This window comes from Kribbella sp. WER1 (genome assembly GCF_054189145.1).
The window spans coordinates 1,680,833-1,693,765 of the sequence record NZ_CM135186.1 but is presented as its reverse complement, the minus strand read 5'-3'; the positions used below and the strand labels follow the sequence as shown (position 1 = coordinate 1,693,765).

Below are 12,933 nucleotides of genomic sequence, written 5' to 3'. Positions count from 1 at the left end.
GTGTGGTCACTGTGCTCATCGGTGTTGCCCCAGCAGCTTGGCGATGTTGCCGCCGAAAACAGCCGCCTTCTGGTCCGGATCGACCGGCCAGTCCCGGATCCGGTCCACCTCCGCAAGCGGCACGGTGTACGGCGAATCGGTCGAGAACACCAGCCGCTCCGCGCCGATCCCGGGCTCCGCGAGGAACCCGCTCAGCACCGTGTCCCAGGGCGCGTACGACGTGTCGCCGTACAGGTTCGGCGCGTGCAGCAGGGCCGGGATCGCGTCGATCCAGAAGTCCGTGGCGCCGCTCTTGCCCATCAGCACCGGCAGCCCGGGCCGCCGGCGGGCGAGGCTGGCGAGCGGCAGCGGGAGGGCGGTGGCCGGCGTACCGGTGCGCACGTACACGAACCAGCCGGCGGACGCGGCGAAGTCGAGCAGCGGGTCGAGCAGGCCGTCGAGCAGGTCGAAGCCCTGCAGGACCGAGTCCACCGCGAGCGCGACCGCACCGGCGTCGCGGGCCCGGTCGAGTTCGTCGAGGGCGGCCCGGCCGCGCCACGGGTTCGCGACGGCGTACGCGAGCAGCCGGCCGTCCGACTCCGCGGCGGCCTGGGCGGTGTCCTCGTTGCCCTCGCGGTTGTCGTAGGCGATGCAACGCTCCGACGGCGCGACCAGCGCCTGATCGATGCCGAGGGCATCCATCGTGGCCAGCAGGCCGGCCGGCTTCAGACCGGCGTCCCGGCTGTCGCCGATCCGGACATGGGCATCGATGATCATGCGGGCACCTCCAGCCCGAGAGCACCGAGCGCGTCCGCGTGCACGATCCCGTCGACGACCTCGTCCGGGACCCGCGGGAACTTGGTGCCCTCCAACATATTGTTGACAGTCTGCAATCCTGCGATCGCTTCGCCGGTGTTGGCGATCGGGTAGTCCGACCCGAGCAGCAGCTTCCCGGTCGCGCCCCATTCGACCGCGTTGATCAGCGACTGGTAGAGCACCCACGGGCGCAGGTAGATCGACGACACATCGGCGTACACGTGCGGGTGCTTGCGGATCGTCACGACCGTCTCCCGGCTCCACGGGTGGCCCATGTGCGCCATCACGATGCGCAGCTCCGGGTACCGCAGCGCGATCTCGTCGGTGACCAGCGGGTACGTGTAGCGCAGCGGCGCGTGCCGCATCGGCGAGGCGCCGGAGTGGAACAGGATCGGCAGGCCGTGCCGCTGGCAGTAGTCGTAGAACGCCAGCGCGGGCTCGCCGAGCGGGTCGAAGTTCTGGTAGTTCGGGCCGAGCTTCACGCCGACCAGGCCGAGGTCGCGGCAGCGGTCGGCCTCCTCCAGCGCGTCCGGCGCGGTCGGGTTCACCGACATGAAGCCGATCCGCTTCGCCGGGTTGTCCTTGACGAACTCGGCGGTCGCGTCGTTGCAGCGCTCCGGCGGATACGGCAGCCCGGTGAGTTCGAGCGGATTGTCGACAGCGATATTGAAGACGATCGACACGTCGGCGGCTGCCATCGCCCGGTCGTAGTCGGCCCACGAGTTCGCGGTCTCGACCGGGCGGTCGTTGCGCCAGTTCGTGTAGACCTGCCGCTCGTCGTCGGGGACGGCGTCGCGGTGGGTCGGTGTGTGTGCGTGAACGTCGACGATCATCGGAACTCCCGCAACAGGTCGTCTCGCAAGGTCACTCCCAGGCCGGCGCCGCCGGTCAGCCGGACGTGTCGCCCGTCGCTGTCCAGCGGCTTCGCCAGCACGTCCTCGGTGTAGTAGTGCGCGCCGATGATGTCGCTCGGGTACGCCGACAACCGGGGCAGTGCCGCCGCCACCTGCAGCTGCGCCGCCGCACCGATCCCCAGCTCGCCGTTCGACCCGATCAGCACGTCGATCCCGTGCGCCGCCGCCAACTGCCCCATCCGGACAGCCCGCCCCGGCCCCGCACTCTTGCCCACATACAAACTGACGGTGTCCGCCGCCCGCGCCTCGATCACGGTCAGCAGATCGTGCACATCGAACACCGATTCGTCGGCAATCACCGGCAGCCCGAGCTGCCGGACCTCGTTCGCACCTTGTACGTCGCGGGGCTCGAGCGGCTGCTCGAGGAACGCGACTCCGAGTGCCTTCAGCTCGGGAACTGCGCTGATTGCCTCGGCTCGGGTCCAACCACCGTTGGCGTCTGTGCCGAGGAACGCGTCGCCGGCCAGCTCGCGGGCTCGGCGGACCCGCCGGAGGTCGGTGGGCAGGTCGAGGCCGACTTTCACCTTGAAGGCTCCGAACCCGGCCGCCCGCGCCGCGTGGTACGCGCGCTCGAGTTCCTCGTCGTTCCCGGACAGCGAGAGTTTGATCGGGATCTCGGTCCGGTACGGCCCGCCCAGCGCGACCGCCAGCGGTACGTCGAGCCTCCGGGCGAACGCGTCCCACAACGCGATCGAGACGCCCGCCTTCGTGAACGGATTGCCCTGCAACGCCTTGTCCATCAGGTCTTCCAGCGCGCCGACCGGGGTCAGCGGCCGGTTCAGCAGGGCCGGCGCGAGGACCGTGCGGATGAAGTGGTCCGCCGACGTACCGTCCTCGCCGGACCAGATCGGGGTCGCGCTGACCTCGCCGTACCCCTCGACGCCGTCGCTGGTCAGGACGCGGACGAGCAGGAAGTCGGAGCGGTCGTGCGGGCCGCGGGCACCGCGGACCAGCAGCTCCGGGTCGGCACGCAGGCTGACGTGCGCGGTCTGGATCGCGGCGACGGTGGCTGTCACGCGGGCTCCAGCAGGCGGCGCGGGTTGTCGACCAGCATCGCCTGGCGCTGCGCGTCGGTGATGCCCCAGCCGTCGATCTCCTTCACCCGGGCGACCGCGTAGTCCTGGCTGGCCTTGTCGGACAGGCCGGCGTCGGTCCCGAAGATCACCTTGTGCGGCGGGGCTTCGGCGAGGATGCGGCGCGCGGCGTACGGCGGCGTACCGCAGATGCACAGGTAGAGGTTCTCGGTCTCCTGCGTCATCGCGAGCGCCTCCCGCCACAGGTCGTGCAGCCCGCCGTGGCCGAGGACCACCCGCAGCTTCGGATGCCGCCGGGCGAGCGCCGCGATCTGCCCGGCCGTCGAGTACGGCGGCGTACCGTCGTGGCTGAGCAGCACCCCGCCGACCGACGTGATCACCTCGCAGATCGGGTCGAGGGACCGCTCGTGCATGCTGAACCCCTGCAGCCACGGGTGCAGCTTCAGCCCCCGCAGCCCGAGCTCGCCGACCATTCGTTCGGCCTCGTCCACCGCGGTCTTGCGGCGCACGGCGACGGTCCCGAATCCGGTCATCCGGTCCGGATACGCCCGCACGAACTCGGCCAGCCGGTCGTTCGACTCCGGCGTCGGATCGAACAGCCCGTCGTGACTGAGCACGACCGCATGCTCGATCCCCGCCGAGTCCATGAACCCGACGAACTCGTCGGCCCCAAAAGCCGCCCCACCCAGCCAGGTCGCGGTCTCCCACGCCGGCGTGTGGGTATGGAAGTCGATCACAGCACCTCCGCCAGTCGAAGCAGACGGTCGCCGAGTGCGGCCGTCAGTTGGTCGAACCACTGTTGCCCGATCGCCACGTCGGCCAGTTCGGGTCGATCTGTGTAGCCGTCGATGCGCTGCCAGCTCTCCGCGGTGTGCAGCGCGACGTCGTCCACGACGTCCCCGGCCGGCAGGTCGACGCGCTCTTTGCGTTCGGCAACAAAACTCTTGTCCTGGGCAAGCATCAGGGCGGTCTCGAACTCGCCGGCATGGCCCGGCACCGGCACATTCTCCTGTGGTGGCAGGAGATTCCAGTAGTCGACGTGGGCGACGTTGACGGTGTGCCGGGTGGATGCGGCGGCGGCTGCGGCGTGGCAGACGCCGGTGTTGCCGCCGTGGCCGTTGACCAGGACGAGGCGGGTGGCGCCGGCGGACTCCAGGGAGCGGGTGAGGTCCAGGAGGACGGCGAGCAGAGTCTCGGGGGACAGGGAGAGGGTGCCGCCGAAGGGGAGATGGTGGTCGGAGGCTCCGAAGGGGATCGGGGGAGTAAGGACGATCGGGCGCGCGGCGCGGTCGTGGACCAGCACGGCGGCCTCGCCGGCGACGGCCTCGGCGAGGATCCAGTCGGTGCCGGTCGCGAGGTGCGGGCCGTGCTGTTCGGTGGCCCCGAGCGGGACCACGACTATTGCCTCGGGCAACAGCTCTCCGAGCGTACGGCGGTTCGAATACTGCCAGCGGACGAACGTCATCCGGCCCTCCCGGCGACACATTGCGCGGTGTGCAGTGCGGCGATCCCGTCGTCCAGCGACGGTACGCCGGCCTTCCGGGTCCCGTCGTACAGCTCGACGAACCGCTGCACCTGCAGGTCGAAGCAACGCGTCGTCCGGTCCCCGGGGAACCGTACCTCGCGATCCCCGGCCGCGGTGCTGAGCCGGAGGTCGAACGTGAACCCGTCGAGCGTCGCCAGCCCGCGGTCCCCGAGGAACGTGAGCTCGCACCGGGGGAGCGCGGCCGTGAACCACCCGAACTCGACCAGCGCCCGATGCCCTCCCGGATACCCGAGCCGGGCGCCGACGACGTTCGGCGCCGGCAGCCCCGGGCGGGTCTGCACCGACCAGGCGTCGTCGAGACTCTCGGGCTGTCCGCCGAGCAGGTGGCTGAGCCAGTCGAACAGGTGCGCCCCTTCGTGGACGACCGGGCTTCCGTGCTCCAGTGTCGTGGCGATCAGCCGGGTGTGGTCGGTGTTCGCGGGGTCGTACGGCTCGTCGTAGATGTGCGCGCGGACGAGCACCGGCGTACCGAGGGTGCCGTCGTCGATCCACTCCTTCAGCTGCTGGATCGCCGGATCGTGGCGATACGTCAGCCCGATCTGCACCCGCGCCCGCTGCTCGTCGTCCAGCTGCTCGTACACCCGAGCGGCCTCCACCGACGTGGCCACCGGCTTCTCCGCCAGCACGAACAACCCGGCCTCGGCGTACCGCACCGCCAGCCCCGGGGTCACCCAGGGAGGCGTGGCGAGTACGACGCCGTCGATCCCGTCGGTGTCGAGTTCGGCCTCGACGGACGTCCCGGCCGGGACCATCCGCGCGGCCAGCGAGCGGCGCTCCGGCGACGGGTCGACGACCCGGGCGACCTCGACGGCGGCATGGCGCAGCAAGGCAGGCAGGTGGGCGGTGAGACCGATGTCCCCCAGCCCCGCGAGAGCCACACGCATCCGCTCTCCTTCGGGATATCGGAATTAGTTTCTGTTTCTCGAAGCTTAGGAGGTGCTCAGACCGCCCGCAATAGTTCGCCGGGATCGGATCGCTATAGCCGAAATACCGAAGATATCTCTAGCATTGTGCGCATGGCCTCAGATTCCCCCGCAGATTCCGTCTCCACCAGCGCCGCTCCGGCACCGCGCGGGCACTACTCGCAGGCCCGGATCGCCGGTGACCTGGTCTTCACCGCCGGGCTCGGCCCGCTCGATCCGGCGACCCGCGAGCTCGTCGGACCGGGCGACGCCGCCGAGCAGACCCGCCAGGTCTTCCGCAACCTGTCCGCGATCCTCGCCGAGGCCGGTTGCGGCCTGCAGGACGTGGTCAAGGTCACCGCGTTCCTGCAGCATCCCGACCGCGACTGGGACGGCTACGACTCGGTCTTTCCCGAGTTCTTCACGCCCCCGTACCCGGCCCGCCTGACCGCCGGCGCCGACCTCGGCGACATCCTCGTCGAGATCGAGGTCGTCGCCCACCGCCGTACCCCCTGACCGCAGAACGGGCCGCCCACCCGAAGGTGGACGGCCCGTGCCAGGGACGCTCGGGGTCAGGCCCCGGCGCCCTCCTGCTTCACGCCGGCGACCGCGGTCGGGTCGTCGATGCGGTACTTGCGAGCGGCCTCGGCGGCCACCTCCGGCTTCACGTCACCGCGCTTGGCGAGGATCTCCAGCGTGGCCACGACGACCGACTCGGCGTCCACCTGGAAGTGCCGGCGGGCGGCGGCCCGGGTGTCGGCCAGGCCCCAGCCGTCGGTGCCGAGCGAGGTGTAGTCGTTCGGGACCCAGCGGGAGATCTGGTCCTGCACCGCGCGCATGAAGTCGCTGACCGCGACGACCGGACCCTTCGTGTCCTTCAGCTGCTCGGTCACGAACGGCACCTGCTCCGGCTCGTCCGGGTGCAGCAGGTTGTGCTGCTCGGCGGCGACGGCGTCCCGGCGCAGCTCGTTCCACGAGGTCACGGACCAGACGTCCGCGGCCACCGAGTACTCCTCGGCGAGGATCTGCTGCGCCTTCTGCACCCACGGCAGCCCGACGCCGGACGCGAGCAGCTGCACCCGCGGCGCGTCGTCGTGGTCGGCGACGTGCCCCTCGTTGAAGCGGTACATGCCCTTGAGCAAGGCCGCGACGTCGAGGTTCTCCGGCTCGGCCGGCTGCGCGACCGGCTCGTTGTAGACGGTGAGGTAGTAGAACACGTCCTCGCCGTACGGCTTGGTCTCGTCGAGCCCGTAGCCGTACATCCGGCGCAGGCCGTCCTTGACGATGTACGGGATCTCGTACGCGAACGCCGGGTCGTAGTGCACGGCGGCCGGGTTCGTCGAGGCGAGCAGCGGGGAGTGCCCATCCGCGTGCTGCAGTCCCTCGCCGGTCAGCGTCGTACGGCCCGCGGTGGCACCGATCAGGAACCCGCGGCCGAGCTGGTCGCCGAGCGCCCACATCCAGTCGCCGGTGCGCTGGAACCCGAACATCGAGTAGAAGATGTAGAACGGGATCATCGGCTCACCGTGCGTGGCGTACGCCGTACTCGCCGCGAGCACCGAGCCCATCGCGCCGGCCTCGCTGATGCCCTCGTGCAGCAGCTGACCCGCCGTGGACTCCTTCCACGACAGCAGCAGGTTGCGGTCGACGGCGTCGTAGTTCTGGCCGTGCGGCGAGTAGATCTTCGCCGTCGGGAACATCGAGTCCATACCGAACGTGCGGTACTCGTCCGGCGCGATCGGGACGATCCGGTGCCCGATCTCCGGGTCCTTCATCAGGTCCCGGAACAGCCGGACCAGCGCCATCGTGGTCGCGACCGGCGCGTGCGAGCCCTTGGCCAGCGGCTTGTACACGTCGTCGCCCGGCAGCTTCAGCGCCTTCGGCTGCACCCGGCGCTCCGGCAGCGAACCGCCGAGCTGCTTGCGGCGCTCCATCATGTACTGGTACTCGGGCGAGTCGGTGCCGGGGTGGAAGTACGGCGGGTTGTACGCGTCCTCGAGGTCCTTGTCCTCGATCGGCAGGTACAGCCGGTCGCGGAACGCCTTCAGGTCGTCCGAGGTGAGCTTCTTCATCTGGTGGGTCGCGTTGCGGCCCTCCAGCGCCTCGATCGTCCAGCCCTTGATGGTCTGGGCGAGGATCACGGTCGGCTGGCCGACGTGCTCGGTCGCGCTCTTGAACGCGGCGTACACCTTGCGGTAGTCGTGACCGCCGCGCGGCAGCTTGCGCAGGTCCTCGTCGGACAGCCCGCTGACCATCTGCCGCAGCCGCGCGTCACCGCCGAAGAAGTTGTTCCGGATGTACTCGCCGGACTCGACGGAGTACGTCTGGAACTGGCCGTCCGGCGTGGTGTTCATCTTGTTCAGCAGGGCACCATCGTGGTCCTGGGCGAGCAGGCTGTCCCACTCGCGGCCCCAGATCACCTTGATGACGTTCCAGCCGGCGCCGCGGAAGAACGCCTCCAGCTCCTGGATGACCTTGCCGTTGCCACGAACCGGTCCGTCCAGCTGCTGCAGGTTGCAGTTGATCACGAACGTGAGGTTGTCGAGCTCCTCGCGTGCGGCCAGGCCGATCGCGCCGAGCGACTCCGGCTCACCCATCTCGCCGTCACCGAGGAACGTCCAGACGTGCTGCTGGCTGGTGTCCTTGATGCCGCGGTTGTGCAGGTAGCGGTTGAACCGTGCCTGGTAGATCGAGTTCAGCGAGGCCAGACCCATCGAGACGGTCGGGAACTCCCAGAAGTCCGGCATCAGCCGCGGGTGCGGGTACGACGACAGCCCGTTGTGCGGGCCGCGCGACACCTCCTGGCGGAACCCGTCCAGCGCGTCCGCGCTCAGCCGGCCCTCGAGGAAGGCGCGCGCGTACATGCCGGGGGAGGCGTGCCCCTGGATGAAGATCTGGTCGCCGCCGCCGGGGTGGTTCTTGCCGCGGAAGAAGTGGTTGAAGCCCACCTCGTAGAGGCTCGCGGCGGACTGGTAGGTGGCGATGTGACCGCCGACCTCCAGGCCCTTGCGGTTCGCCTTGCTCACCATCACCGCGGCGTTCCACCGGATGAAGGCCCGGATCCGGCGCTCGATGTGCTCGTCGCCGGGGAACCACGGCTCGCGCTCGGGCGGGATCGAGTTGATGTAGTCGGTGCTCCGCAGGGCGGGCACCCCGACCTGTCGCTCCCGGGCCCGCTCGATCAGCTTGAGCATCAGGTAGCGCGCTCGCGCCTTGCCCCGTTCGTCCAGGACGGCGTCGAGCGATTCGACCCATTCACGCGTCTCGTCGGGGTCGATGTCGGGGAGCTGGGTGGGCATCCCCTCGGTGATGATGGCTGGTGGTTCGTGTCCGGAAGCCACGGTGTCCTGCCGTTCTCTCTGGTTGTCTTCACCGCAATCCTGTCACCTGTTCGGAATGCGTTCTACTTCGCCTTCCCTTCCGGCCCGATTCCGGCTGGTCGGCCGGGAGCCCAGCGGACACGCCCGGTACCCGGCGCGCGGATACCGGACACGTCACGGAACCCTGGTGCATACTTGCGCGACGCGGTACGTCACGATGGACTACCGCTAGCTGTATCGCTAGTAGTAGAGCTATGACACCTACCCCCGGGCAAGCGGGGACCACGGAGGAGGACACGTGAGCGCGACCGCGGATCACGCGGACGGCAAGAGCGGCGGCCCGAACATGGCTGCCCGGCTGGGCTTGGAAGCCGGCTGGGTGGTGCAGGAGATCGGGTACGACGACGACTGCGACGACGACCTGCGTGACGCAATCAGGGAGGTCACCGGCGAGAACTTCGTCGGCGACGACACCGACGAGGTCGTGGACGCGGTGCTGCTCTGGTTCCGGGAGGACGACGGCGACCTGGTCGACGCGTTCTTCGACATCCTGACCGATCTGAAGGCCGGCGGTGTGGTCTGGCTGATGACGCCGAAGGTCGGCCGCGACGGCTACGTCGAGACCAGTGACATCACCGAGGCGGCCCCGGTCGCCGGCCTGGCCACCACGAGCACGCTGAGCGTCACCGACGACTGGTCCGCGACCAAGTTGGTGGTCCCGAAGTCCGGTCGCCGCGGGTGACGTCCCCCGCTGCCGGCCCGGCCGTCGGCAGCCGGGCGCCCGCCTTCCACACCCAGAACCAGTACGGCGAACCGGTCCGGCTGAGCGATTACGCCGGCCGGAACGTCGTACTGGTCTTCTACCCGTACGCCTTCAGCCAGGTCTGCACGAGCGAGCTGGCCGCGCTCCGGGACCGCCCCGACCTGCTGGCCGCGGCCGAGTTCCTGGCTATCTCGTGCGACCCGCTCTTCACGCTCCGCGCCTACGCGGACGCCCAGTCGCTGCCGTTCGGCCTCCTGACGGACTTCTGGCCGCACGGCGCGATCGCGTCGACGTACGGCGTGTTCGACGCCGACCGCGGCTGCGCCCTGCGCGGCACCTTCGTGATCGACGGCTCCGGGACCGTCCGTTGGTCGGTCGTGAACCCGCTGCCGGAGGCCAGGAACCTCGACGACTACGCCGCCGCGCTGGCGGGCCTCCGGGATCACTGAGCATTTCTGTTCCGGTCGGAATAAAAATCGCTCGAGCTCAGGTTTGTCCTCTCTGATCGGCATCCACCGAACGCCCGCTCCAGGGCAAGAGAGAGGCATCATGTCCGACATCGACACCGGCATCGCTGTGGTCACCGGCGGCAGCCGTGGCATCGGGGCGGCCATCGCCACCCGCCTCGGCGCCGACGGATACACCGTCGCGGTGCACTACCGGCAGGACGCGGCTGCTGCCGCCGACGTCGTCGGGAAGATCACCGCGGCCGGCGGTACGGCGTTCGCCTTCGCCACCGACCTGGCCGAACCCGATACCGGCACCGCGTTTTGGGCTGCCTACGACGCGGCCGCCGGCCAGTTGCGCGACGCGCCCGTCCGGGTACTGGTGAACAACGCCGGGATCGCCCTCAACGGCCTCATCGAGGAGCTGTCCGCCGAGGACTTCCTCCGCCAGCAGCAGATCAACACGACCGCGCCGTACCTGATCATCAAGGCCGCGCTGCCGCGGCTGGCCGACGGCGGCCGGATCGTCAACATCTCCTCCGGCGGCACCCGCGTCCCGATCCCGCGCATCATCGGCTACACCATGACCAAGGGCGCGCTCGAAGCCCTCACGCTCCCGCTCGCCCAGCACCTCGGCCCACGCGGTATCACCGTGAACGCCGTCCGCCCGGGCACCACCGACACCGACATGAACGCCGACTGGCTGCGCGGCAACCCCGAAGCGTCGGCCGCCGTCGTCGCGCAGCGTGCCCTCGGCCGCGTCGCCGAACCGGCTGATGTCGGCGACGTGGTCGCTCTGCTCGTCTCCGAGGACGCGCGGTGGATCACCGGCCAGATCATCGACGCCACCGGTGGTGAGCGCCTGTAGGCGGTACTCCGCGAGTACTGTGCACACATGGCAGGTACGGGCGGCGCCGTCAAGGGGCGGCCTCGGGAGTTCGACGTCGACGAGGCGCTCGAACGCGCCATGCGGCTGTTCTGGGAACGCGGCTACGAGGGCGTCAGCCTCACCGACCTGACCAAGGCCATGGGCATCAGCAAGCCCAGTCTGTACGCGGCCTTCGGCGACAAGCAGGAGCTGTTCCGCAAAGCTCTCGAGCGGTACGCCGAAGGCCCGGCCGGCTACGGGACGCGGGCGCTGGCCGAGCCGACCGCCCGCGCCGTCGTCGAGGCGATGCTGTGCGGCGCCGTACGGACCACGACCCGCCCCGACTGTCCGGCGGGTTGCCTGGGCGTCCAGGGCGCGCTGGCGACGAGCGAAGCGGCGCGTCCCGCGCACGACCTGCTGGCCGAGTGGCGGAACGCCTCGACCGCACGCCTCGAGGAGCGCTTCCGGCGGGCCGTGCAGGAGGGCGACCTGCCGCGCGACGCCGACCCCCGCCGCCTCGCCCACGCCGTCATGACGGTCACGTTCGGCATCGCCGTCCAGGCGGCCGGCGGCCTCGGACGCGAAGAACTCCAGGACATCGCCGACCTGGCCCTGGAGTCCTGGCTGGTCTGGACGGCCGGAGATCTCAGGTAGACTCCTGCGGTCGCTGGATCCGGGCGGATAGCTCAGTTGGTAGAGCGCTTCCCTTACAAGGAAGATGTCGGGGGTTCGAGTCCCTCTTCGCCCACTCGCTCGTAGGTGGGGTGTGCCCGCGGAGTGCGCGGGCCGGTCTCGCTCGTCGTGTTGTCCGGGGGTGCGACCCCCGGGCCCCGCCCGGAGGGGCTTCGCCCCCCGGACCCCCGCTGTGGTCGCGTTTGCTTGTTGGCTTGCGACGCGCTGGTCGTGTTTCTGAGGGGTGTGGCCCCCGGGCCCCGCCCGGAGGGGCTTCGCCCCCCGGACCCCCGCTGTGGTCGCGTTTGCTTGTTAGCTTGCGAAGACTGTGGTGATCAGGCGCTCCAGGGCCGGCGGGAAGATCTCGAGGATGTTGGCCTCTGAGTCGCCCATGGTGATGGCTGCGGTGAGGGTCTTGGTGCCGTCTGCGGTGCTGTACATGAGGGCGCCGTAGCCGCCGGGGGCGCTGCCGTTGTGGTGGTAGAGGGTTTGGGTGCCTGCTTCCTGCTTGAAGAGGCCGAGGGCGTAGTTCAGGGGGCCGCTCTTGGGGTTCGGTGTGCGCATTTGGGCCAGCAGGTCGGTTGGGATGAGCTTGCCGGTCTGCAACGCGGACATGAACACCTGGAGGTCGCGGGTGGTGGAGAGCATGCTGCCGGCCGCGAAAAGGAGGGACGGGTTCTGGTTGGTGACGTCGACGACCTTCCAGTCGTCGCCGTCCTGGTAGCGGAAGTAGCCGTGGGCGTGCGGGCCTGGGATGTCGGTACGGTCGCCGGGCTCGACGGTGCCGGTGAGGGCGAGGGGCTTGATGATTCGGCTGTCGAGTTCTTCGGCCAGCGTGCGGCCGGTCACCGCCTCGATCAGCAGGGCGGCGACCGTGTAGTTCGTGTTGGAGTAGCTCCAGTCGGTGCCTGGCTCGAAGCGTGCGGGCTTGGCCAGTGCGAACTCCACGAGTTCGTCGGGGGTGTAGCCGACCAGTCGGTTGTCCGCCCAGTCCTTGCCGGTGGCGGGCAGGCCTGGGACGACCGTGCCGTCTGGGTAGTACTCGCCGGTGTAGTTGAAAAGGCCGCTGGTGTGGTCGAGCAGCATCCGTACGGTGATGCGCCCGTCCAGCGGGAAACGCGGCAGCCGGTCGGCGACCCTACCGTCCAGGTCGAGCTTGCCCTCGGCCACCAGTTGCAGTACGACCGTCGACACGAACGTCTTCGTCACGCTGCCGACCCGGAACTGCCCGTCCTCCGGCGGCAGTTCGGTGCTGCCGAGCTCCCGGATGCCGGCCCGCGCGACGTACTCGCCGCTCTCGTCGTGTACCCGCAGTTCGAGGCTGCCGAACCCGGCGTCGACGAATTCCTGCGCGGCCTGCTGCAGCTCCTGTACGGACATTCCCGCTCCTTCTGAGAGTGATGTTTTCGACGTGGATCACTCTTGCCAGGAGCGCTGACACCGCACCGCCACGGCGCTGACGTACGGCTTTCGTACGGGGCGTATCGGAAGCTTTCGTCACTCGTTGGAACCATGTCGGTGGTCGCGGGATTCTTAACCATCGGCTGGTGAGAACGGACTCCTCCAGGGCGGGTCGCGGCTGGTAGGGTTCACGGCTGTCGGTCGGCGCGATGACGCACCGGGTGTACCCGGTCACGGCATCTGTTCCGGCTGATGGAAACGGGGCAACAGCT

General features: G+C 69.6%; 13 protein-coding genes and 1 tRNA gene. 6 read left to right on the top strand and 8 right to left on the bottom strand.

From position 1 onward, the window contains the following. Positions 1-15: 15 nt before the first annotated feature. From ACXJJ3_RS08165 to ACXJJ3_RS08140, 6 genes are read right to left on the bottom strand one after another with little or no spacing between them, the layout of a single operon-like run. Positions 16-756 carry an amidohydrolase family protein gene (locus ACXJJ3_RS08165; RefSeq protein ID WP_458169361.1) on the bottom strand — a complete coding sequence of 247 codons (741 nt, stop codon included), beginning with the start codon at positions 754-756 and terminating at the stop codon, positions 16-18. Beyond that, on the bottom strand, positions 753-1,628 hold the full coding sequence (locus tag ACXJJ3_RS08160; protein WP_458169360.1) for an amidohydrolase family protein: 876 nt from the start codon (positions 1,626-1,628) through the stop codon (positions 753-755). Before ACXJJ3_RS08160 ends, ACXJJ3_RS08165 begins: the two co-directional genes overlap by 4 nt. Further along, positions 1,625-2,725 (bottom strand): mandelate racemase/muconate lactonizing enzyme family protein, encoded by a 1,101-nt coding sequence (locus ACXJJ3_RS08155; RefSeq protein WP_458169359.1) that lies wholly within the window; start codon positions 2,723-2,725, stop codon positions 1,625-1,627. Before ACXJJ3_RS08155 ends, ACXJJ3_RS08160 begins: the two co-directional genes overlap by 4 nt. Beyond that, positions 2,722-3,480, bottom strand: a complete 759-nt coding sequence (locus tag ACXJJ3_RS08150; RefSeq protein WP_458169358.1) for an amidohydrolase family protein — start codon at positions 3,478-3,480, stop codon at positions 2,722-2,724. The genes ACXJJ3_RS08155 and ACXJJ3_RS08150 overlap by 4 nt, the downstream gene beginning before the upstream one ends. Beyond that, positions 3,477-4,208, bottom strand: a complete 732-nt coding sequence (locus tag ACXJJ3_RS08145) for a creatininase family protein (RefSeq protein ID WP_458169357.1) — start codon at positions 4,206-4,208, stop codon at positions 3,477-3,479. The genes ACXJJ3_RS08150 and ACXJJ3_RS08145 overlap by 4 nt, the downstream gene beginning before the upstream one ends. Continuing rightward, on the bottom strand, positions 4,205-5,173 hold the full coding sequence (locus ACXJJ3_RS08140) for a Gfo/Idh/MocA family protein (RefSeq protein ID WP_458169356.1): 969 nt from the start codon (positions 5,171-5,173) through the stop codon (positions 4,205-4,207). The genes ACXJJ3_RS08145 and ACXJJ3_RS08140 overlap by 4 nt, the downstream gene beginning before the upstream one ends. A gap of 132 nt (positions 5,174-5,305) precedes the next feature. Between ACXJJ3_RS08140 and ACXJJ3_RS08135 the strand changes: the two genes are divergently transcribed. Then, on the top strand, positions 5,306-5,707 hold the full coding sequence (locus tag ACXJJ3_RS08135; protein WP_458169355.1) for a RidA family protein: 402 nt from the start codon (positions 5,306-5,308) through the stop codon (positions 5,705-5,707). A gap of 56 nt (positions 5,708-5,763) precedes the next feature. Here the strand turns inward: ACXJJ3_RS08135 and aceE are convergent, their stop codons facing one another. After that, entirely contained in the window at positions 5,764-8,532 is a 2,769-nt protein-coding gene (aceE, locus tag ACXJJ3_RS08130; protein ID WP_458169354.1) for a pyruvate dehydrogenase (acetyl-transferring), homodimeric type, read from the bottom strand. Positions 8,533-8,809: 277 nt separating this feature from the next. On the opposite strand from aceE, the gene ACXJJ3_RS08125 reads away from it, so the two are divergent. From ACXJJ3_RS08125 to ACXJJ3_RS08105, 5 genes are all read left to right on the top strand, one after another. Continuing rightward, on the top strand, positions 8,810-9,253 hold the full coding sequence (locus ACXJJ3_RS08125; RefSeq protein WP_458169353.1) for a DUF3052 domain-containing protein: 444 nt from the start codon (positions 8,810-8,812) through the stop codon (positions 9,251-9,253). Beyond that, positions 9,250-9,723, top strand: coding sequence for a peroxiredoxin (locus ACXJJ3_RS08120; protein ID WP_458169352.1), 474 nt, complete (start codon positions 9,250-9,252; stop codon positions 9,721-9,723). The genes ACXJJ3_RS08125 and ACXJJ3_RS08120 overlap by 4 nt, the downstream gene beginning before the upstream one ends. A gap of 100 nt (positions 9,724-9,823) precedes the next feature. Then, positions 9,824-10,588, top strand: a complete 765-nt coding sequence (locus ACXJJ3_RS08115) for an SDR family NAD(P)-dependent oxidoreductase (RefSeq protein ID WP_458169351.1) — start codon at positions 9,824-9,826, stop codon at positions 10,586-10,588. A gap of 27 nt (positions 10,589-10,615) precedes the next feature. Next, positions 10,616-11,242: a TetR/AcrR family transcriptional regulator gene (locus ACXJJ3_RS08110; RefSeq protein WP_458169350.1), complete on the top strand. Its 627-nt coding sequence runs from the start codon at positions 10,616-10,618 to the stop codon at positions 11,240-11,242. A 21-nt stretch (positions 11,243-11,263) separates the two neighbouring features. Beyond that, positions 11,264-11,336, top strand: a tRNA-Val gene (locus tag ACXJJ3_RS08105). Between the two features lie 236 nt (positions 11,337-11,572). Here the strand turns inward: ACXJJ3_RS08105 and ACXJJ3_RS08100 are convergent. Continuing rightward, complete coding sequence (locus ACXJJ3_RS08100; protein WP_458169349.1) at positions 11,573-12,640, bottom strand: serine hydrolase domain-containing protein; 1,068 nt, start codon at positions 12,638-12,640, stop codon at positions 11,573-11,575. Positions 12,641-12,933: the final 293 nt, after the last annotated feature.

What these genes read in the sequence shown, in the direction of transcription:
- ACXJJ3_RS08165 (WP_458169361.1), bottom strand. Translation starts at nt 756, where the DNA reads ATGATCATCGATGCCCATGTCCGGATCGGCGACAGCCGGGACGCCGGT.
- ACXJJ3_RS08160 (WP_458169360.1), bottom strand. Translation starts at nt 1,628, where the DNA reads ATGATCGTCGACGTTCACGCACACACACCGACCCACCGCGACGCCGTC.
- ACXJJ3_RS08145 (WP_458169357.1), bottom strand. Translation starts at nt 4,208, where the DNA reads ATGACGTTCGTCCGCTGGCAGTATTCGAACCGCCGTACGCTCGGAGAG.
- ACXJJ3_RS08140 (WP_458169356.1), bottom strand. Translation starts at nt 5,173, where the DNA reads ATGCGTGTGGCTCTCGCGGGGCTGGGGGACATCGGTCTCACCGCCCAC.
- ACXJJ3_RS08135 (WP_458169355.1), top strand. Translation starts at nt 5,306, where the DNA reads ATGGCCTCAGATTCCCCCGCAGATTCCGTCTCCACCAGCGCCGCTCCG.
- ACXJJ3_RS08115 (WP_458169351.1), top strand. Translation starts at nt 9,824, where the DNA reads ATGTCCGACATCGACACCGGCATCGCTGTGGTCACCGGCGGCAGCCGT.
- ACXJJ3_RS08110 (WP_458169350.1), top strand. Translation starts at nt 10,616, where the DNA reads ATGGCAGGTACGGGCGGCGCCGTCAAGGGGCGGCCTCGGGAGTTCGAC.
- ACXJJ3_RS08100 (WP_458169349.1), bottom strand. Translation starts at nt 12,640, where the DNA reads ATGTCCGTACAGGAGCTGCAGCAGGCCGCGCAGGAATTCGTCGACGCC.